This is a genomic window from Streptomyces sp. NBC_00075 (assembly GCF_045041225.1).
Taxonomy (GTDB): Bacteria; Actinomycetota; Actinomycetes; order Streptomycetales; family Streptomycetaceae; genus Streptomyces; species Streptomyces adonidis.
Map to the genome: position 1 here is coordinate 1,433,520 of NZ_CP108243.1, position 21,168 is coordinate 1,454,687.

Here is a 21,168-nt window from a genome sequence, read left to right on the forward strand (position 1 = left end):
GTGAACGACTCCAGCTACTACGTGCCGTCCGCCGCGATGGTGATCGTCCTCCTCCTCAAGGGCCGGACGGTACTGCGCGCCTGGCGGGACCCGCTCCAGCGGTCGGTGTACGCGCTGCTCCTCCTCTCCGTCCTGGTGTTCCTCTTCGCGGCCCCGCCGACGATCTCCTGGGTCAACCGCGTCACCGGCGTCCCGAACATCTCGGCACCGCTCGTGTACTGCCTGCTGAGCGCCTTCAGCGCCTCCTGCCTGGTGCTGATCATCAACTGGCGCGGCGGCCCGCCCGAGTCCACCCGCCGCGCCTCACGCCGCTGGATCGCCGGGTACGCGGTGGTGATCGTGGCGACGGCGGCCCTGTTCGCCCTGGGCGACGCGCCCGAGCAACGCCTGCGCGACTTCGACACGCACTACGCGAACACGCCGTACATCCGCGAAATGATCGTCCTCTACCTCGTGGCACTGACGGTCGCGAACATAGCGATGAACATGATGTGCTGGCCGTGGGCGCTCCAGGTGCACGGCTGGCTGCGGGTCGGCCTGCTGGTCATCGTGGCCGGCTTCTTCTGCAACATCGCCTTCGCGGCGGCCAAGATGACGGCCGTGATCGCCCGCTGGAACGGCGAGAACCTCGACTATCTGAGCACGTACGTGGCCCCCGCGATGGCCGCCGCCGCAGAGGTCGTCACCGCGGCCGGCTTCTGCATCCCCCTGGCCTTCCAGCGCGTCGGCGACGTCTGGAGCACCTGGTCGACGTACCGCCGCCTGAGCCCCCTGTGGCGAGAACTGGCCCCCCTCTCGGACCACGGCGACCGCGGGGTCCGCATCGCCTGGTGGTCCCCGGCCGAACTCCAGGTAACCCGACGCGAGTCGGACATCCACGACGGCATGCTCAGCCTGTACCCGTACTTCGACCCCACGGTCCGAAGCAGGGCCTACGAGGCCGCGGTCGCCGCCGGCTCGTCCCCCGAGGGCGCCAGGGCGGAGGCGGACGCGGCGATGGTGACGGCGGCGATACAGGCCAGAGCAGCGGACCCGGAGGGCAGGGTGATCAACGCGGCGGCGGCGGAGAACGGCACGTCAGCACCGCCCGAAGGCCCCCGAGACCTGCTGGCCATGTCACACGCGTTGCGCAAATCACCGGTGGTAGCGGCGGTACGAGAAGGAACAGTGGCTCTGCACTAGGGGCCGCGGTGGGTCTTCAGGGGCGCGGGGCTGTGTCAATTTGCGGCTCCGCCGCGTGGGCGCGACCAGCCACGACGGCGCCGCACCCGAAAAACTACGTCGCACTACGCTCACTCACCTCCCGCAACTCCTCCACCCCCACCCCGTCCCCCACAGGCCGCCCATCCACCAACAACTCCCGCCAGTGCTCCCGACTCCAGTCAGCCGGCGCACTCCCCCCGGTGAACTCCTCCACCAGCTCCACAAACCTCACCGGATCACTGTGGAACGGAAAATGCCCCGCCCCCTCAAAGATCTCCAGCCGACTACCGGGCATGGCCTCGTGCGCCCCGTAAGCGTGCCGCACCGGCACCACACTGTCCCGGTCCCCCCACAGCAACATCGTCGGCATGCCCTCGGTGAGATAACACCGATCGAGCATGGTCACGACCTGCCCCCGCCAGTCCACCACCGCCCGCAGCGTACGAATGAAGGCGTTGCGCGAGGTCTCGTCGGGCAGCGCGTCAACGAGCGTGAGCAACTCAGGCGCGTCCTGCCCCAGATCCGTGTCCAGCAGCTTCATCAACCGCACAACCAGCCCCACTTGCAACCGCATCCCCGGCAACCGCAGCGCGGACAAGGCGAGATGGGCACCGGGCAGTGACACGGCCCGCAGAACCGGGTTCACCTCACGCCCCACACCCCCCGCACTCACGAGGATGAGCCGCTCGGTGCGCTCGGGAAACTGATAGGCGAACTGCATGGCCACCCCGCCCCCGAGCGAGTGTCCGACGAGCGTCGCGGACTCGATGCCGAGGGTGGTGAGCAGATCGCGCACGCCGTTGGCGTAGGCGGCCACCGAGTAGTCGGCGCGCGGTTTGTCGGACGCGCCGTGGCCGAGCAGGTCGGGGGCGATCACGGTGTGGCTGCGGGCGAGGTCGGGGATCAGCTCGGCCCAGGTCGCCGAGGAGTCGCCGATGCCGTGGATCAGGACGAGCGCGGGACCCGAGCCCGCCATGCGGAAGGCCCGACGGTACCCGTGCACGACGCGGTACCGCAGTTCCAGTTCGTCGTCGCCCACCGAACGCAGCCGTACGGCGCGTGCCGGTCCGTGACGCGGGACGTCCGTCACACCGCCCACCTCCCCGTGTTCCTGTGCGCTGACGCGCCGACCCCTTGCTGAAAACCCTTTCCCCTCAGCGTAGAACCCCATTCTCACGAGGCGTTTCGAGGAGGTTTCGCCTCCGCTAAGCGAGCGAACCGACGCGTACGGGAACCGGATTGTCAGTGGCGGGCGGCAAGCTGGGAGGTGCAGGAATGACGCCGACACGGGGAGAGCCGACCGATGCCGACCGCCGTACTGACCGACCGTGAGCGCACCGCCGTACAGGCCTACTTGAGGCTGCTGCACACCGTGCGCGCAGCCTTCGACGTGCCACCGGGGAGCCGCCGACCACCCGTCGTGCCGCCGGCCGTTCTCGCCGAGGCGGAGGCGGCGCTGGCGGCGGCGGGCCTGTCGGGCAACGAGGAGCGGTTCTTCGAGCTGCTCAGGCAGGCTGGTGCGGCACGCTGACCGCCGTGCCCAGCAGCCCGCGCCGCACGGTCCAGCGGCCGTCGAAGTACCCGAGTTCGTGGCCGTCGACAACCGGTCCCGGCACCAGCAGCCGGGCCCGGAAGGTGCCGTACGGGTGCGCGCCGGGGACGGCCGTGAACGCGATGTCGGCCTCGCTGAAGTCCAGCCACTTGCCGGTGAGGGGGAACCACGCCTTGTAGACCGACTCCTTGGCGCTGAACAGCAGCCGGTCCCAGTGCACGGGGATTCCGTGCGCGCCGGGGCCGCCCTCCGCGAGCACCCGCAGGTGTTCCCGTTCCGTGGACAGGGCCACGGAGTCGAGGACGCCCTCGGGCAGCGGCTGGTGGGGTTCGGCGTCGATGCCGATCGAGGCAAGGTCGGTGGCGCGGACCAGTGCGGCGGCGCAGTAGCCCTCGCAGTGGGTCATGCTGCCGACCAGCCCGGCCGGCCACTGCGGGGCGCCCCGCTCGCCGGGCAGCACGGGCTGCGGCGGCACGCCGAGCTTCTCCATGGCCCGGCGGGCACACGCGCGGACGAGGGTGAACTCGCGCACGCGCTTGGGCACCGCCCGGGTCACGAGCGCCTGCTCCTCCGGATACAGTGTCGCGCCCCCAAGACCACCGGCCCCAAGACCGCCGGTCCCTAGGCCACCGCCCTCAAGACCGCCGACGCCCAGCCCACCGGCCCCTGGGCCACCAGCGCCCAGCCCACCGATCTCGGGCCCACCGGCCCCGTCCCCACCGCCGACGGTCTCGTCACCGTGCGTTTCCACGGCCACCACCGTGGCCGGAAGCAGCTCCTCGATCACCGGATCCGACCTCCATCGGCAGTATGCGGCGCAGCCTTCCCGGGTCTCCGGGGCGCTTCTGCCACTCGCGGGGGTAGCCCACCGACACTTCTTCGAAGCGGACGCCCTCGTGCCAGGTGGTCCGAGGGATGTGCAGATGACCGTAGACCATGGTCGCGACGCGGAATCGGCGGTGCCAGTCGGCGGTCAGCGTGGTGCCGCACCACATGGCGAACTCGGGGTGCCACAGCACGTCCGTCGGATGCCGGTCCAGCGGATAGTGGTTGACGAGCACCGTCGGCAGGTCCTCGGGCAGCTCCGCGAGCCGCCGCTCGGTCTCGGCGACCCGGGCCCGGCACCAGGCCTCGCGGGTCGGATAGGGGTCTGGGTGCAGGAGGTACTCGTCGGTGCAGACGATGCCGGTGCTCTCCGCGTACGCGAGGCCCTCCGCCTTGGTCGTGCAGCCCTGCGGCAGGAAGGAGTAGTCGTAGAGGAGGAAGAGCGGCGCGACGGCCACGGGGCCGCCGGGGCCCTCCCACACGGGGTACGGGTCCTCGGGCGACACCACGCCCAGCTCGCGGCAGAGGGCGACCAGGTGTTCGTAGCGGGCGACGCCGCGCAGGGTGACCGGGTCCTTGGGGTGGGTCCACAGCTCGTGGTTTCCGGGTGCCCAGATGACCTTCCGGAACCGGCCGACGAGGGTTTCGAGGACCCAGCGGATGTCGGCCACGCTCTCCGACACGTCGCCGGCGACAAGAAGCCAGTCGTCGTCCGAGTGAGGGTGCATCCGTTCGACCAGGGCGCGGTTCTCCGGGTAGCCGATGTGCAGATCGCTGATCGCCAGCAGCTGTCCGGCACCGCCGGTCGTCGTCTCCACCCCAGCCCCTTCCGCATCCGAACTCCGCCCCCGCGGGCGCGCGTTCGGACCCACAAGAACACATCCCCGGCGGCCGGACAAGTAGGGCTCCCCGCGCTCGGGAAGCCCCCTCCACGAAGATCCACGAGCGGCGGTGAAGATCACTACCGGGGCCACTGCCGGTGCACAAGGCAACACACGGTGTACTGCTGTCAATTCCGTAACACGCACGTAGCAGTATCAAGGTCTGCGGAGCCTTATGATCGCCTCAACACTTCCGCCACAAATCCGGTTCGCACCCGGCGGCTTGTCGTGTTCCCAACTCTCCCCTGGCCGGGCTCGGCCTTGCTCCGCCGTGCCCGTGATCCTTGAAAGGTGGCCCCTGCATGGTCTCTCGCGTACGCGTCTGGCTCAACCGCACGTACGCGGAGAACGTGTTCTTCATTGAACAGCTGCGGAGAAATCCCAGCGACCGCGCGGTCGAGATCCACGCCACCCACGGGGACGCCGACTCCCCCGTCCTGGCCGCCGCCGACACCGCCGCGATGGAGCCCGAGGGCCTGTCCCCCGCCGCGTACGTCGAGTACGCGCTCGACCAGTGCGACCGCCGCGAGATCGACGTGTTCGTGCCGCGGCTGCACCAGGACGCGATCGTCGAGCACCGCGCGGACTTCGAGGCCGTCGGCACCAAGCTGCTCGCGCCGACGCCCGAGGCGGTGGCCGTCTTCCAGGACAAGGCGACCGCGTACCAGGCCGTCGAAGCGGTCGGGGTGCCGGTGCCGCCGTGGTGGCGGGTGCGCAACGCGGACGAACTCCTTGTCGCGGTCGAGCAGTTGGAGGCCGACGGCCACAAGGCGTGCTTCAAGCCTGCGGCGGGCGCGGGCGGTGTGGGCTTCCGGGTGATCACCCGCGCCCCCTTCTCGATGGCGCACCTGAACGGGTTCCCCAGCCCCTACGTCCAGTTGGACATGGTCCTCGACGTGCTGCGGAACTCCGAGGAGGGCGTCGACTGGCTGGTGATGCCCCGTCTGGAGCAGCCCGAGGTGTCCGTCGACTGCCTCACGGGCCCCGACTCGCGCATCCGGATGGCGATCGGCCGCACCAAGAACGGCAGGCGGCGCGGCTTCACCCTCGACGAGGCCTGGCTGGAGCCCGCGCGGCTCATCGCCGAGGGCTTCGGACTGCACCACCTGAGCAACATCCAGTTCCGGATGTACGGGGACCGCCCCGTACTGATGGACGTCAACACGCGCCCGGCCGGCGGACTGCACCAGCTCCAGCTGTGCGGTATCAACGCCCCTTGGGCGGCAGTGCAGTTGGCACTCGGCGAGGACCCGGGCGATCTGGTGCCGCCGTTCCTCGGCCAGGACTACGCCGTGGTCTCCGCACCGCGCCCGGTGCGCGCGGCATCGGTACCGGCCCACGCGGACGAGGTCCCGGCGCCCACGCTGTCCGCCGTACCGGCACCGGTGACCGTCGAGGAGCCGGTCGCCGAGGCGACGGCCGAGGCATCGGCGGGAGCGCCGGCGGCGGCCACCGCGTAAATCCCCGCCCTCACCGGGCACACCCACATCGGTCTGGACCAATCGGCGCTCAGTCTCTTGACAGCCCGACTGGTCCAGACCAACTCTGTTTGCGCACCCCTTTGCATACCTGTGCACTCCCGAACACCCCCATGACTTCAGGGAGATCGCTGTGCGCTTCGTCAACCTCACGCATCCCGGAAGATCACTCCGGCACCGTCTGCTCGCCCTGGCCGGCTCCGCCGCCCTGGCCCTGGCCGGGGCGATCGCCCTGCCAGGTACGGCCCAGGCGGCCAACGTCCTCACCAACCCCGGCTTCGAGTCGGGTGCCCTCTCCCCCTGGTCGTGCACCGGCAACCTCGGCTCCGTGGTCTCCTCCCCCGTGCACGGCGGCACCAAGTCCCTTGCGGGGGCGGCCAGTTCGAGCGACAACGCCAAGTGCGCCCAGACCGTCACGGTCCGCCCGAACACCGCCTACGTCCTCAGCGCGTGGGTGCGCGGCTCGTACGTCTACCTCGGCGTGGACGGCGGCCCCTCGACCTGGACGACGTCCTCGTCGGCGTACGCGCAGCTGTCGGTCTCCTTCACCACGGGGGCCGCGCAGACCACCGCCACGGTCTACACCCACGGCTGGTACGGCCAGGGCACCTACTACGCCGACGACATCAGCCTGGACGGCCCGGGCGGCAGCTCGGACACCCAGGCCCCGACCGCGCCCGGCACCCTCCGCTCCACGGCCAAGACCTCCTCGACGGTCTCCCTGGCCTGGAACGCCGCGTCGGACAACGTCGGCGTCACGGCGTACGACGTCTACCGCGGCGCGAGCCAGGTGCTGAGCGTCTCCGGCACGTCGGCCACGGTGAGCGGACTCGCGCCGAGCACCGCGTACTCCTTCACGGTGAAGGCGAGGGACGCGGCGGGGAACGTCTCGGCGGCCTCCAACGCCGTGAGCGTCACGACGGACGCGGGCAGCGGCGGCGGAACCGGGTTCAAGCAGGCGGCGCCCTATCTCTACCTCGGCTGGGGCGACCCGCCGAGCGCGACCTCGGTGATGAGCGCGACGGGCGTCAAGTGGTTCACGATGGCGTTCGTCCTGTCCTCCGGCGGCTGCAACCCCGCCTGGGACGGCACCCGCCCGCTGACCGGCGGCAACGACCAGACCGTCATCAACTCCGTCCGCGCGGCGGGCGGTGACATCGTCCCGTCGATCGGCGGCTGGAGCGGCAACAAGCTCGGCCCGAACTGCTCGACACCGGAGGCACTCGCGGGCGCCTACCAGAAGGTGATCGACGCGTACGGGCTGAAGGCGATCGACGTCGACATCGAGAACTCGGACGAATTCGAGAACGAGGTGGTGCAGGACCGCGTCCTGGGCGCCCTGAAGATCGTCAAGGCGAACAACCCGGGCCTGCGCACGATCCTGACCTTCGGTACGTCGACCACCGGCCCGACCTACTGGGGCAACCGCCTCATCGAGCGGGCGTCGGCCCTCGGCGCCGACATCGACGTGTTCACGATCATGCCGTTCGACTTCGGCGGCGGCGCCGACATGTACGCCAGCACCGTGAACGCCACCGAGGGACTGAAGACGAAACTGAGGTCGACCTTCGGCTGGGACGACGCCACGGCGTACGCCCACATCGGCATCTCCGGCATGAACGGCCTGTCCGACCAGCAGGAGCTGACCAGCCCGACGACCTGGACCCAGATCCGCGACTGGTCCAACTCCCACCACATCGCCCGCCTCGCCTACTGGTCGGTCAACCGCGACCGCCCGTGCCCCGGCGGCGGAGTGGTCAGCAACTGCTCGGGCATCAGCCAGACCACCTGGCAGTTCACGTCGATCACGGCCGGTTTCACGGGCTGAGCGATCTACGGGAAAAGAGTCCGTACGAGGCCCCCGCATCGGGAAGAATCGTCCGCGCGGTCGCGCGGCCCGATGTGGGGGCTGCCCGTGTGTTCGGGGGGACGGTCATGGGGGACACAGAAACGGTTCGGCACATCGGCGGCATCCGCACCCGTACCCTGCTCGCTCTCGGACTGCTCCTCGTCGCGGCCGTCGGCGTCCTCAGCGCCTGCGACACAGACACCTCTCCGTACGGGGACCAGGCCGCGTTCCAGGCCGACCTGGCGAGCGACCGCGGCCAGCTCTTCGACGGGCGCCTCGACTACCGTTCCCAGCTCGCGACGTCGGTGGGCGAACCCCGCACCTTCCGGATCACCCTGACCGGTCTGAGCGCCGAAGCCGCGAGCCGGAGCAACCTGGAGGGGACGCTCATCGAGACCCGCTCGTTCCCGGTGGGCGGGGTGGAGGGAGCCACTCTGACCTCCGCACACCCCGATGTGCGGGTCGCGCTCCTCACCGACGCCAGGGCGAGACAGGTCATCGCCCGGCCGGGGGACGGCGTCGAGTGGCGGTGGAGCGTCTCCTCGAACGAACCGGGCGACTACGAACTCCTCCTCACCGTCACCACCTACCAGGGCGACTCCGACCGTGCCCTCGCCGCCCTGACCCCACCCATCACCGTGCACCTCCACGTCACCGAGACCTGGTCGTACCGCGTCAGCTCCATGGTGAGCACGATCCTCGCCTGGGGCGGCGCCGCGGTGGCCCTGACCGCCCTACTGGCCTTCCGCACCCCGATCGTCACCTTCGTCCGCACCCGCAGAATCGCCTGGCAGGAACGGCACCGGGACAACTACCGCGACGGTTACCGCTGACACGAAGACGGGCGGGCCGCAAAGAACACGGCCCGCCCGACCCCGCGCCCCTAGGGGCGCGGGGCTGTATCGATCTGCGGCTCCGCCGCGGGGCGCGACCAGCCCCCACCGGCCCGCAGCAAAAAACGAACCCTCAGCCGCGCGTCAACCGCAACGTCTGCACCTCGAACGGCCGCAGCGTCACCGCCACTGAGTCACCCTCCACCGCGGCCTCCGACAATGGACGCTCCAACAGGTCGGTGATCTTGGCGCCCGCAAGGGGGAAGCCCGTGCACAGCACACCCTCCGCCCGACCACCCCGCGACTCATAGAGCCGCACGACGACATCACCGGACGCATCGTCGGCAAGCTTCACCGCCTCGATGGTCACACCGTCGCCGTCCGCCCACACCACCGGCTCCGACGCCCCCGCCGCGTCCGCGACCCGCAGCGGCAGGTTCAGCGAGTAGCCCTCGGCGACCGCGTCCTCGATGCTCGCGCCGGGCAGCAGCGAGTACGTGAAGCGGTGCTTGCCCTGGTCGGCCCCGGGGTCGGGGATGCGCGGGGCGCGCACCAGCGACAGACGGACCGTGGTCGTCGTACCGCCGTCCTCGCGGACCGTGCGGGAGACGTCGTGGCCGTACGTCGAGTCGTTGAGGACCGCGACGCCGTAGCCGGGCTCGGCGAGGTGCACCCAGCGGTGGCCGGAGACCTCGAACCGGGCCGACTCCCAGCTGGTGTTGGTGTGCGTGGGCCGCTGGACGTGGCCGAACTGGATCTCCGCCGACGAGTGCGCCGCCCGGATGTCCACCGGGAAGGCCGCCTTGAGGATCTTCTCGGCCTCGTGCCAGTCGATCTCCGTCTCGAAGTCGATCCGGGGGCTGCCGGCCCGCACGGTGATCGTCTGGACGATCTTCGAGTCCTTGCCGAAGGCGCGCTCCACGCGGATGGCGCCGAGGAGCGGGTCCTCGTCGACGACCGTGACGGCCGACGCGTCCAGCAGGTCCGTGTAGCGATTCTTGTAGTGCTTGTCGATGTCCCAGGCGTCCCAGTAGTTCGGGAGGTCGGTGTGCAGGCGGAGCAAGTTGCCCTTGTCGGCCAGGACTTCGCGGTTGGCCCGCAGGTCGCGGACCGACGACAAGGTGCCGTCCTCGGCCAACTCCACCCGTACCAGGCCGTTGTCAAGGATCCGGCCGCCCGTGACCGTCACCGGCTGCGGGGGCTCCGCGACGGCCAGCGGGGCGCTGCCGCTCGCCGGGACCTCCACGTACATGGGGACACCCGTCGAGGTGCGGACCACCTCGGCCCGGTCGTACGGGCTGGTGTTGAACGCACGGGACTCGCCACCGCCGAGCGCGGCCACCGCCTCGGCGGTCAGCGCCTCCAACTCCTCGGCCACGCGGGCGTATTCGGCCTCCGCCTCGCGGTGCACCCAGGCGATGGACGAGCCCGGCAGGATGTCGTGGAACTGGTGCAGCAGGACCGTCTTCCAGAGGCGGTCCAGGTGCTCGTACGGGTACGCGTATCCCGGCGCGTGCAGCGCGGCCGTCGTCGCCCACAACTCGGCCTCGCGCAGCTTGTGTTCGCTGCGCCGGTTGCCCTGCTTGGTGCGCGCCTGGGAGGTGTACGTGGCCCGGTGCAGCTCCAGGTACAGCTCACCGACCCACACCGGGGCGTCGGGGTACTCCTCGCGGGCCTTGGCGAAGAAGTCGTCGGGGTGCTCGACCTCGACCGTCGCGGAACCCTCCAGGTCGGCGAGCCTGCGCGCCCGTTCCATGATCTCGCGGGTGGGGCCGCCACCGCCGTCGCCCCAGCCGAAGGGGGCCAGCGAGCGGTTCGCGACGCCCTTCTCCTGGTAGTTGCGCGTCGCGCGGGCCATCTCCTCGCCGCTGAAACGGGCGTTGTAGGTGTCGACCGGCGGGAAGTGCGTGAAGATGCGGGTGCCGTCGATGCCCTCCCACCAGAAGGTGTGGTGGGGGAACTTGTTGGTCTGGTTCCAGGAGATCTTCTGGGTGAGGAACCAGTCGTTGCCGGCGAGCTTGGCGAGCTGCGGGTAGGCCGCGGTGTAGCCGAAGGAGTCCGGCAGCCACACGCCCTTGGTCTCGACGCCGAAGTGCTCGATGAAGAACCGCTTGCCGTGGATCAGCTGGCGGGCCATCGCCTCGCCGCCGGGCAGGTTTCCGTCGGCCTCGACCCACATGCCGCCGACCGGCGCCCACTGGCCCTTCTTCACGGACTCCTGGATGCGCGCCCACACCTTGGGGTAGTTGTCGCGCACCCACTCGTACTGCTGGGCCTGCGAGCAGGCGAAGATGAAGTCCTCGTACTCGTCGGCCAGCGAGGTCACGTTGGAGAAGGTGCGGGACGTCTTGCGCTTGGTCTCGCGGATCGGCCACAGCCACGCCGAGTCGATGTGCGCGTGCCCGACACCCGAGATCTTGTGGGCGCTGGCGTTGGCGGGCTTGGCCAGGGTGGGTGCCAGGGCCGCTCGTACCGCCGCCGCCGAACCGGCCACGTCGTCCAGGTCGAGCAGGTCGAGCGCGCGGTCCAGGGCGTGGGTGATCTCGTGGCGGCGCGGGTCGTGCTCGCCCAGCTCCAGCATCAGCTCGCGCAGCACCTGGATGTCGAGGTCGAGGTGGAAGACCTCCTCGTCCAGGATCGCGAGGTCGGCGCGCTGGAAAGTGTAGATCGGCTTGTCGCCCGCGGTGAGGATGTCACCCATGGGGGTGATCTTGGAGAAGTTGTCCGCCAGGATGTCCGGGTTCGAGGCCGCCTCGACCAGGTAGTCGATCTCCTCGCCGCCGACGGCGGGGTTGGCGATCGGCACGTACTGGTTGAGCGGGTTGACCGCCTTCAGCGGGGTGCCGTCGGTGAGGTGGACGAGGGCCTCGGCCTGGTTGCCCGGCCAGTCGCCGATGAAGCCGAGGTCGATGACCGCCTCGACGCGCCGCCCGGCCCACTCGGCGGGCACCTGTCCGCGCATCCGGAACCAGGTCGTGCCCCAGGGCGGGCCCCACGGGGTGTCCATCGCGAAGGGCGCGTAGGTAGCGGCCGACGCCTCCTCGAAGGAGACCGGCTCGCCCGGCGCCTGCCAGGCCTCGACCGTGAAGGGCACCGTGGCCGCGTAGATCGCCGCCTTGATCCGCTGGTCGTGGAGGCGCTGGACGCGCTCCTCGATCCGCTGGCGTTCGTCGTGCATGAGAAGTCTCCAGATACGAGCGGGGGAAAGCGCTTACTTAAGGTACGCCAAGCCAGGGTGGACGGCGGTGTATCCGTCGACCAGCCTGCGGGCCACGTTCACGGAGTCGACGAGCGGGTGCAGCGCGAACGCCTTGACCGCCGTCGCACGGGAGCCGGACTCGGCGGCGGCGAGCACCTCGCGTTCGACCGCCTTGACCGAGCAGACCAGGCCTGAGGCGTGGTCGGGCAGCGGGTCGACCGTGACGGGGTGGGCGCCGTTGGCGTCGACCAGGCAGGGCACCTCGATGACGGCCTCGGCGTCGAGCACCGAGAGCGTCTTCCGGTTGCGGACGTTGAGGATCAGGGTGGTGCGCTCGTCGCGGGCGATGGCCCGCATCAGGGCGAGGGCGACCTTCTCGTAGCCCCCGGACAGGTCGTCGGCGTCGCGTTCGCCGGCGCCCGCCGTCTCCCTCGCCTCGGCCATGTAGGTCGCCTCGCGCTCGGCGCGGGTGCGGTCCCAGGCGGTGAGGGCGGCGGCGTCGGGCCGCTTCATCTCGTCGTAGAAGCCGGCCTGCTGGTCGCGCAGGAAGGCGCCGCGGGTCTGCTCGGCCTCGCTGTAGGCGCGTACGGCCTCACGGTTGAAGTAGTAGTAGTGCAGATACTCGTTCGGGACGGCGCCCAGGGACTGGAGCCACTCGGTGCCGAAGAGCTTGCCCTCCTCGAAGGAGCCGAGGAGGTCGGGGTCGGCGAGCAGGCGCGGGAGTTCGTCGCGGCCGTTGATCCTGAGGCCGCGCACCCAGCCGAGGTGGTTGAGGCCGACGTAGTCGATCCACGCCTCGCCGGGGTTGGCGCCGAGCACGCGGGCGATCCGGCGGCCGAGGCCCACCGGGGAGTCGCAGATGCCGATGACGCGGTCGCCGAGGTGGCGGGACATGGCCTCGGTGACCAGTCCTGCCGGGTTGGTGAAGTTGATGACCCAGGCGTCGGGGGCGAGCCGGGCGACGCGCCGCGCGATGTCCTCGGCGACCGGGACCGTGCGCAGGCCGTAGGCGATTCCTCCGGCGCCGACCGTCTCCTGGCCGAGGACGCCCTGGTCGAGGGCCACCTTCTCGTCGTTCGCCCGGCCCTCCAGGCCGCCGACGCGGATCGCGGAGAAGACGAAGTCGGCGCCGGTGAGCGCCTCGTCGAGGTCGGTCGTGGCGCTCACCTCGGGGGCGTCGGGCACCCCCGCCGCCTGCTCGGCCAGGACGCGGGTGACCGCCGAGAGGCGGCCCGCGTCCAGGTCGTGCAGGGTGACATGGGTCACCCGGCCCTCGGCATGGTCGCCCAGGAGCGCCCCGTACACGAGCGGCACGCGGAAACCGCCGCCGCCCAGAATCGTCAACTTCACGGTTGCACCTTTCCTGCCGTGATGACCTGCACCCCGGCCTCCTGCAAAGAGGACTGCGTCGCCGGGTCCACCGGCGCGTTCGTCACCACCATGTCCAGTTCGTCCGGGCCGCAGACCTTCGCCATGCCCGTGCCCGGGAACTTGGCCCGGTCGGCGAGCAGCACGACCCGGTCGGCGGCCTTGATCATGGCGCGCTTGACCGGTACCTCGACGACTGTGGTGTCCATCACCTGGCCGCCGGGGCGGACGCCGCTGGTGCCGAGGAAGAGCCAGTCGGCGTGCAGCTGGCGCAGGTTGTCCTCGGTGAGGAAGCCGACCAGGGAGCGGTACTCGCGCCGGACCATGCCGCCGAGGAGCACCAGTTCGATGCCCTCGTCGTCGACCAGCTCCTCGAAGACCACCAGGTTGCTGGTGATCACCGTGAGCCGGCGGCCGTGCAACTGGCGGGCCAGCCGGTAGGCGGTGGTGCCGATGTCGAGCAGCACGGACTCGCCGTCCGTGACGAGCGACGCGGCCTTGGCGGCTATCGCGTCCTTCTCCGCGACGCGCACCTCGGCGACCTCGGCGAAGGGCTGGTCGCCCTCCTCCACCACGGCGCCGCCGTGGACACGGGTGAGCAGGCCCTCCTCCTCCAGTCTGACCAGGTCACGCCGGATGGTGGCGGGGCTCACGCCCAGTTGCTCGGAGAGATCGGTCACGGCCGCGGGGCCGCCCGAGCGCAGGGCCCGCAGGATGAGTTGATGTCGTCGTTCTGCCAGCACGCGCTGAACAGTACTCGTCATCTTCAATCATTTCTATGCTCAGTTCTGCTCGACTCTTGCCAAATCTTCCGAAGGCGCGCACGATTCCGGTCATCAAACTCATCAGACTGACGAGTTTTGACGAGAGGATGCGCGCGTGGACGACGAACGGCCCGATGTGCTGCTGACCGGGCTGCTCTTCTTCGACCTCGTCCTGACCGGCCTGGGCAAGCCCCCGACGCCCGGCGAGGAGATCTGGACGTCGGGGATGGGCACCAGCCCCGGCGGGATCGCGAACCTCGCGGTGGCAGCCTCACGCTACGGTCTGAAGACCTCGCTGGCCACGGTCTTCGGCGACGACGCCTACGGAGCCCACTGCCGTGCCGTCCTCGCGGACCAGGAGGGCGTCGACCTCTCGCTCTCGCGCACCGCGGACGACTGGCACACCCCCGTCACCGTCTCGCTCGCCTACGACGGCGACCGCGCCCTGATCACCCACGGGCAGCCGCCGCCGTACTCCCAGGACGCCCTGCTGGGCGACCCGCCCGAGGCGCGCACCGCGCTCGTGCACATCGAGGCCGAGCCCCACCGCTGGCTGGCCAAGGCGGCGGCGAACGGCACGCAGATCTACGCGGACGTCGGCTGGGACCCGACCCAGCAGTGGTCCTCCGACCTGCTCGACCAGCTCGCCCTGTGCCACGCCTTCCTCCCCAACGAGACCGAGGCGATGGCGTACACCCGTACCGACACCGCGGTGGCCGCCCTGGGCACGCTCAGCGAGCTGGTCCCGGTGGCCGTCGTCACACGCGGCGGGGACGGCGCGGTCGCCGTCGACCAGACGACCGGCGAGTACGCGGACGTCCCGGCGTTGCCCGTGGACGTCGTGGACTCGACGGGCGCCGGTGACGTGTTCGGCGCCAGTTTCGTCGCGGCCTCGCTCGGCGGCTGGCCGCTGGAGGAACGGCTGCGGTTCGCCGTACTGGCCGCCTCCCTGTCGGTGCGGCATCACGGCGGCGCGCTGGCCGCGCCCGGCTGGTACCACGTCCACCGCTGGTGGCACACGCTCGACGACCCCGAACTGCGGCGCGCCTACGGCTTCCTGGCCGACCGGCTGCCGGCCGATCCGGGCCCGCCGGTGCGGTTCGCACCCGTCACACCCTGACCATTCCTTTCCTTCCCCCCTTACGCACATACGCACATACGCACATACGCACCGAACAGATCCGAAAGGCGGTGGGAGCTGTGCAGCTCTCACGAAGAGGCCTACTGCGCGCGGGCCTGGCCGGCACGGCCGCCACCGCGCTCGGCGGCCTGGCGAGCGGCTGCGCCGTTCCGACCGGCTCCACCGGGCGCAACATGGTCCTGTGGTACTGGAGCGGCGGTCTGAGCGACACCGTCGTCAAGAACGCCAAGGCCCGCTACGACAGCTCGGTCGACCTCCGGGCGATCCAGATCGGCGGCCAGTACCGCTCGAAGCTCATCACCACGATCACCGGCCAGGCCCATGTCCCCGACATCGCGGGGCTCAAGGGCGAGGACATGGCGGCCTATCTGCCGAACGCGGACCAGTTCATCGATCTGCGGACGCTGGGCGCGGAGAAGTACAAGAGCCAGTACCTGCCGTGGAAGTGGGACCAGGGCATCGCCGACGACGGCACGATGGTCGGTTTCCCGATCGACTGCGGGCCGGTCGCGCACTTCTACCAGTACGAGGTGTTCCGCAAGGCGGGTCTGCCGTACGAGCCCGCCGACGTGTCGAAGGAGCTGAGCACCTGGGAGGCGTTCTTCGCCGCGGGCGAGCAGCTCAAGAAGCGCATCCCGGGCACCCAGTTGCTCACGGACGTCAACTCCGTCTTCGAGAACGTCGTACAGCAGGGCTCGAAGCGGTACGTCGACAAGGACCGTCACTTCATCGGTGACGAGCAGCATGTGCGCGACGCCTGGGCGCTGGCCGTCGAGGCCAAGCAGCGCGGGATCGTCTCGGACCTGGTGAACGGCACCCCGGACCAGCTGTCGGCCGTACAGGACGGCAAGCTGCCCAGCCAACTGGGCGCCTCCTGGGCGACGTTCGACCTCAAGAACGGTGTGCCGAAGACCAAGGGCAGGTGGCGGATCGCCGACATGCCGGTGCGGCCCGCGAACAACGGCGGCTCGTTCCTGTCGATCACCAAGGCGTGCCGGGAGCCCGAGCAGGCCTTCCAGATCATCACCTGGATCCTCAACGCGGCCAACCAGGCCCAGGGTTACGTCGACGCGGGCCTCTTCCCCTCTACACCCGCCTCCTACGACCTGAAGCAACTCCGGGAGGCCGACCCCTTCTTCGGCGGCCAGGTCACCACGGACGTCTTCGGGCCCGCCGCGCAGAAGATCGTGGTCGCCTACAACAGCCCGTACGACATCGCGCTCGGCACCCCCATCAAGGACGAGATCAAGAACGTCGGCGTCCTCGGCAAGGACCCCAAGAAAGCCTGGAGTGACGCCATGAGCAAGTGCCGTCGCATCGCGAAGCACCTGGGGGTGAGCTACTGATGGCGGTCATCGAGCAGTCCCCTCCTGCTGTGGCACAGCGGCCCTCGCCGGCCGGGCCGAAGAAGGGGTGGCGCAAGTACTGGCACCTCTACGCCGCGATCTCGCCCTTCTATCTGATCTTCCTCGGCTTCGGCCTGTTCCCGGTGGGCTTCTCGCTCTATCTGTCGTTCCACCGCTGGGACGGCCTCGGTTCGATGGAGTGGGCCGGGCTCTCGCAGTACCAGTACCTGCTGACCGACAGCGACTTCTGGAACTCGATCGGCAACACGATCATCATCTGGGCACTGGCCACCTTCCCGATGATCCTGCTGGCGATGGTTCTGGCCGTGATGCTCAACTCCGCGGTCCGGTTCAAGAGCTGGTACCGCGTCGCGTACTTCCTGCCGAACGTCACCTCGGTCGTCGCCATCGCGATCGTCTTCGGCTCGATCTTCTCCACCAACAACGGCGTGGTGAACGCCGTCCTTCAGGGCGTCGGGATCGACCAGATCGCCTGGCTGAACACCCCGTGGGGCATCAAGGTCACCATCGCCGCCCTGATGACCTGGCAGTGGACCGGCTACAACGCGATCATCTTCCTGGCCGGGCTCCAGACCATCCCGAGCGAGCTGTACGAGGCGGCGCGCGTGGACGGCGCCAACCCCTTCCAGACCTTCTTCCGGATCACGCTGCCACTGCTGCGGCCCACGCTGCTGTTCGTGCTCGTCGTCTCGACGGTCACGGGGCTCCAGAGCTTCTCCGAACCACAGGTGCTGCTCCAGACCTCGTCCAACGACTCGACGTTCGCGGGCGGTCCGGGCCACTCGGGACAGACGATGGTCCTCTACTTCTTCCAGCAGACCTTCGACAACAACGACTTCGGGTACGGAGCCGCGGTGGCGTGGGGCATCTTCCTCGTCGTCGTCCTCTTCTCGATCATCAACTGGCGCCTCGTGCAGCGCCGGGGCGACTAGGAAGGGCCCGCAAAATGGCATCCATCAAGGGGTCCCGCCGCAGAGGGCTCGCGCTGCACCTACCGCTGATCATCGGCACGCTGATCTCGGCCTTCCCGTTCTACTGGGCCGTGATCATGTCGACGCACAGTTCGTCGGAGATCTTCTCGTACCCGCCGAAGCTGCTGCCGGGCACGCACTTCCTGGAGAACGTCCGCAATCTGTTCGACGCCATCGACTTCTTCGGGTCGATGTGGAACTCGCTGCTCGTGGCGACGGCGGTGACCTTCCTGGTCCTGCTCTTCGACTCGCTCGCGGCGTTCGTCTTCGCCAAGTTCGAATTCCCGGGCAAGAACGCGCTGTTCGGGCTGCTCATGGTGATCTTCATGGTCCCGGCGCAGCTGTCGGTCATCCCGCAGTTCGTCGTCATGGCGAAGATCGGCTGGATCGGCTCGATGACCGCGCTGATCGTGCCGGCCGCGGCCAACGCCTTCGGCATCTTCTGGATGCGCCAGTACATGAAGACGGCCATCCACGACGAGCTGCTCGACGCGTCCAAGCTCGACGGCGCCAACTTCCTGCGCCAGTACTGGCATGTGGCGCTGCCGGTGGTCCGACCCGGCCTCGCCTTCCTCGGCATCTTCACCTTCATGGGCCAGTGGAACGACTTCGCCTGGCCCCTGATCGCCCTCACCAACCCGGACAACGTGACCCTCCAGGTCGCGCTGTCCCAGCTCAACGGCACCCACGGCACCACCGACTACGGCATCGTGATGACCGGCGCCCTGCTCGCGCTCATCCCGCTGCTGATCGTGTTCGCGATCGGCGCCAAGCAGATCATCGGCGACCTCGCGAAGGGAGCGGTCCGCGGATGACGAACGATCCGCTGCTGGCCCTGCGCCCCTGGGAGTCACCCGAGGTGACTTCCTGGGGGCGCCTGCCCATGAACGCCGTGGACCGGCGTTCCGGCGCCCTCTCCCTCGACGGCGACTGGCGCTTCCAGCTCCTCCCGACACCGACGACACCGGTCGGCGACGACTGGTCCACGGCCCGGGTCCCCGGCGCCTGGACCCTCCAGGACACCGACGACCTGCCCTGGTACACCAACGTCCAGATGCCGTGGGGCGACTTCCCGCCCGCGTCGCCGGACGCCAACCCGACGGGCGTGTACGAGCGTGAGTTCGACGTTCCGGCCGAGTGGGCTGGCCGGCGGATCGTGCTCCAGGTGGGCGCCGCCGAGAGCGTGCTGCTCGTGCACGTCGACGGGCGGCCGGTCGGGATCTCCAAGGACTCCCATCTGGCGGCCGAGTTCGACCTCTCCGACGTCGTCTGGCCGGGCCGCTCGGCAACCGTACGGCTGACGGTCGTCAAGTGGTCCGACGCCACCCACATCGAGGACCAGGACCAGTGGTGGCACGGCGGCATCACCCGCTCGGTGCTGCTGTACGCGACCGACCCGCTGCACCTCGCGGACATCACCGTACGGGCCCCGGCCTCCGGTGAGCTGCGGGTGGACTGCCGGGTGCGGGACGCGGGCGGCGCGCTGCCCGGAGGCTGGTACGTGAGCGGCGAGATCGACGGTCAACTGCTCACGCAGGACGCCGAGTTCGACCGCTTCAACGCCGAGGACGACCGGGTCTCCGACTTCCTCGGCGAGCCCCGGATGTGCGCCCGGGTGCCCGACGTACGCACCTGGACCGCCGAGACGCCCGAGCTGTACGGCCTGACCGTCCGGCTGCACCGCGCCGACGGAACGGTCGCCGACACCTCGTACCGGCGGATCGGTTTCCGGGACGTCGAGATCGTCGGGCGGGACCTGCTGGTCAACGGCGAGCGGATCTACATCCGGGGCGTCAACCGGCACGACTTCCACCCACTCACGGGGCGGACGGTGTCGTACGACGACATGCGCGCCGATCTCGTGCTGCTGAAGCGGTTCGGGTTCAACGCGATCCGTACCGCGCACTACCCGAACGACCCGACGCTGTACGACCTCGCGGACGAACTCGGTTTCTACGTGGTCGACGAGGCGGACATCGAGTCGCACGACCACGCGCACGAGATCGCGGACGACCCGCGCTATCTGAACGCCTTCGTGGACCGCGTCTCGCGGATGGTGCTGCGGGACAAGAACCACCCGTCGATCATCATCTGGTCACTCGGGAACGAGTCCGACTACGGCGCCAACCACGACGCGGCGGCGGGCTGGCTGCGCCGCCACGACCCGACCCGGCCCCTCCAGTACGAGGGCGCGGCCAAGACGGGCTGGGCCGACCCCGCCGTCGCCTCCGACATCGCCTGTCCGATGTACGCGCCGCTGGAGGACTGTGTCGCGCACGCCCTGTCCGGTGAGCAGACCAAGCCGCTCATCCAGTGCGAGTACTCGCACGCCATGGGCAACAGCAACGGCACGCTCGCCGACCACTGGGCCGCCATCGAGTCAACGCCGGGACTTCAGGGCGGGTTCATCTGGGAGTTCTGGGACCACGGCATTCTCCAGTGCGTGAACAGCGGCAGACCACTCGGACGCACGGGCGCCGGGCTCTATGACAACGGTGTCGCCGCCCCCGGCCTGCGCTGGGCGTACGGCGGCGACTTCGGCGAGACGATCCACGACGGCGCCTTCATCGCCGACGGGGTCGTCTTCCCCGACCGCACGCCCAAGCCGGTCATGTACGAGCACCGGGAGATCGCGGCTCCGGTGCGCCTGGAGGCTTTCCGGCACGAGGGGCTTGTGCTCTCCAACCACCAGTCCTTCCGGGGCCTGGACTGGCTCGCGGCCACCTGGGAACTGACCCTCGCGGACGGCCGTACGCTGACCGCGCCCGCCGAACTCCCGGACCTGCGACCGGGCGAGACGGCGGCCGTGCCGCTGCCCTTCGAGCTTCCTTCCGACGGCGGCGAGGCCTGGCTGACCCTGCGGGTGACGACGGCCGACGACGAGCCGTGGGCCCCGCGCGGCACCGAGATCTGCGTGCCCCAGCTGCTGCTGCGAGCCGCACCGGAGGCACCGGAGCGGGCGGTCGCGGGACCGCCCGTCAAGGTCGACGGCGACGGACTGCTGGTCCACCCGCTGCTGACGTCGGCGCCCACACTGTCCCTGTGGCGGGCCCCGACCGACAACGACGAGCTGGGCGGCATGGCGGCCCGCTGGCAGGACTGGGGCCTCGACTCCCTCGTACGCAAGGCCGTGGACGTACGGCACGACGGCGGTCGGGTGACCGTGCTCGCCGAGTACGCCGGGACCGCGGGCGTCATCCGCCACGAGCAGGTGTTCACTCCGGTCCAGGGCGGTATCCGCGTCGAGGAGCGGGCCGAACTGCCGGACGCGTACGCCGATGTGGCGCGGGTCGGTTCCGTGTTCGAGACGGTGTCCGGGCTCGACCTGCTGGAGTGGTACGGGCAGGGCCCCTGGGAGTCCTACCCGGACCGCGCCGCCGGAGCGCCCGTCGGGCATCACTCGGCGCCCGTGGACTCCCTGTTCACCCCTTATCTGCGGCCGCAGGAGAGCGGCGGACGGCACGGTGTACGACAGTTCAGGCTGTCGGCGCCGGACGCCACCGGTCTCTCGGTCGTGCTGGACCGGCCGCGCCAGGTCTCCGTGACCCGGTTCCGCGCCCAGGATCTGGCCGCCGCCACCCACCACGACCAGCTGAAGCCCCGGCCCGGCTGTGTGGTGCACATCGACGCGGCACACCGGGGGCTCGGCACGGCGTCGTGCGGCCCCGACACCTTCCCCTCCTACCTCGTACAGCCGGGCACCCACAGGTGGGCCTGGACTCTTCGCATGCTCTGAC

General features: G+C 69.9%; 16 protein-coding genes. 10 read left to right on the forward strand and 6 right to left on the reverse strand.

Going from position 1 to position 21,168, the window contains the following annotated elements; genetic code table 11:
* Entirely contained in the window at positions 1-1,182 is a 1,182-nt protein-coding gene (locus OG787_RS06305) for an MAB_1171c family putative transporter (RefSeq protein WP_405534520.1), read from the forward strand.
* Positions 1,183-1,276: 94 nt separating this feature from the next.
* Here OG787_RS06305 and OG787_RS06310 read toward each other — a convergent pair whose 3' ends face one another.
* The gene (locus OG787_RS06310; RefSeq protein WP_369031808.1) at positions 1,277-2,293 is read right to left on the reverse strand and encodes an alpha/beta fold hydrolase; all 1,017 of its coding nucleotides are present in this window, start codon (positions 2,291-2,293) and stop codon (positions 1,277-1,279) included.
* Positions 2,294-2,506: 213 nt separating this feature from the next.
* On the opposite strand from OG787_RS06310, the gene OG787_RS06315 reads away from it, so the two are divergent.
* Positions 2,507-2,734 (forward strand): hypothetical protein, encoded by a 228-nt coding sequence (locus OG787_RS06315; RefSeq protein ID WP_369031807.1) that lies wholly within the window; start codon positions 2,507-2,509, stop codon positions 2,732-2,734.
* On the opposite strand, the gene OG787_RS06320 is transcribed toward OG787_RS06315, so the two are convergent.
* Positions 2,709-3,542, reverse strand: a complete 834-nt coding sequence (locus OG787_RS06320) for a 4'-phosphopantetheinyl transferase (protein WP_369031806.1) — start codon at positions 3,540-3,542, stop codon at positions 2,709-2,711. The genes OG787_RS06315 and OG787_RS06320 overlap by 26 nt on opposite strands.
* The gene (locus OG787_RS06325) at positions 3,490-4,398 is read right to left on the reverse strand and encodes a metallophosphoesterase (protein WP_369031805.1); all 909 of its coding nucleotides are present in this window, start codon (positions 4,396-4,398) and stop codon (positions 3,490-3,492) included. The genes OG787_RS06320 and OG787_RS06325 overlap by 53 nt, the downstream gene beginning before the upstream one ends.
* A 365-nt stretch (positions 4,399-4,763) precedes the next feature.
* On the opposite strand from OG787_RS06325, the gene OG787_RS06330 reads away from it, so the two are divergent.
* The 3 genes from OG787_RS06330 to OG787_RS06340 all read left to right on the forward strand — a co-directional run bounded on the left by OG787_RS06330 (position 4,764) and on the right by OG787_RS06340 (position 8,621).
* On the forward strand, positions 4,764-5,921 hold the full coding sequence (locus tag OG787_RS06330) for an ATP-grasp domain-containing protein (protein ID WP_405534521.1): 1,158 nt from the start codon (positions 4,764-4,766) through the stop codon (positions 5,919-5,921).
* A gap of 151 nt (positions 5,922-6,072) precedes the next feature.
* Complete coding sequence (locus OG787_RS06335) at positions 6,073-7,767, forward strand: carbohydrate binding domain-containing protein (RefSeq protein ID WP_405534522.1); 1,695 nt, start codon at positions 6,073-6,075, stop codon at positions 7,765-7,767.
* Positions 7,768-7,874: 107 nt separating this feature from the next.
* Positions 7,875-8,621: a hypothetical protein gene (locus OG787_RS06340; RefSeq protein ID WP_405534523.1), complete on the forward strand. Its 747-nt coding sequence runs from the start codon at positions 7,875-7,877 to the stop codon at positions 8,619-8,621.
* Between the two features lie 133 nt (positions 8,622-8,754).
* Here the strand turns inward: OG787_RS06340 and OG787_RS06345 are convergent, their stop codons facing one another.
* Genes OG787_RS06345 through OG787_RS06355 form a run of 3 tightly spaced genes read right to left on the reverse strand, consistent with a single transcriptional unit; the run spans position 8,755 to position 13,931 of the window.
* Entirely contained in the window at positions 8,755-11,799 is a 3,045-nt protein-coding gene (locus OG787_RS06345; protein WP_405534524.1) for an alpha-mannosidase, read from the reverse strand.
* Positions 11,800-11,832: 33 nt separating this feature from the next.
* On the reverse strand, positions 11,833-13,170 hold the full coding sequence (locus OG787_RS06350; RefSeq protein ID WP_405534525.1) for a 6-phospho-beta-glucosidase: 1,338 nt from the start codon (positions 13,168-13,170) through the stop codon (positions 11,833-11,835).
* Complete coding sequence (locus OG787_RS06355; RefSeq protein WP_369031799.1) at positions 13,167-13,931, reverse strand: DeoR/GlpR family DNA-binding transcription regulator; 765 nt, start codon at positions 13,929-13,931, stop codon at positions 13,167-13,169. The genes OG787_RS06350 and OG787_RS06355 overlap by 4 nt, the downstream gene beginning before the upstream one ends.
* 136 nt (positions 13,932-14,067) lie before the next feature.
* On the opposite strand from OG787_RS06355, the gene OG787_RS06360 reads away from it, so the two are divergent.
* From OG787_RS06360 to OG787_RS06380, 5 genes are all read left to right on the forward strand, one after another.
* On the forward strand, positions 14,068-15,072 hold the full coding sequence (locus OG787_RS06360) for a carbohydrate kinase family protein (protein WP_369031798.1): 1,005 nt from the start codon (positions 14,068-14,070) through the stop codon (positions 15,070-15,072).
* Positions 15,073-15,152: 80 nt separating this feature from the next.
* Positions 15,153-16,439 carry an ABC transporter substrate-binding protein gene (locus tag OG787_RS06365; protein WP_369031797.1) on the forward strand — a complete coding sequence of 429 codons (1,287 nt, stop codon included), beginning with the start codon at positions 15,153-15,155 and terminating at the stop codon, positions 16,437-16,439.
* Positions 16,439-17,392, forward strand: coding sequence for a carbohydrate ABC transporter permease (locus tag OG787_RS06370; protein WP_369031796.1), 954 nt, complete (start codon positions 16,439-16,441; stop codon positions 17,390-17,392). The genes OG787_RS06365 and OG787_RS06370 overlap by 1 nt, the downstream gene beginning before the upstream one ends.
* A gap of 14 nt (positions 17,393-17,406) precedes the next feature.
* Positions 17,407-18,246: a carbohydrate ABC transporter permease gene (locus tag OG787_RS06375; protein WP_369031795.1), complete on the forward strand. Its 840-nt coding sequence runs from the start codon at positions 17,407-17,409 to the stop codon at positions 18,244-18,246.
* A complete protein-coding gene (locus tag OG787_RS06380) occupies positions 18,243-21,167 on the forward strand; it encodes a glycoside hydrolase family 2 TIM barrel-domain containing protein (RefSeq protein ID WP_405534526.1) in 2,925 nt (974 codons plus the stop codon). The genes OG787_RS06375 and OG787_RS06380 overlap by 4 nt, the downstream gene beginning before the upstream one ends.
* Position 21,168: the final 1 nt, after the last annotated feature.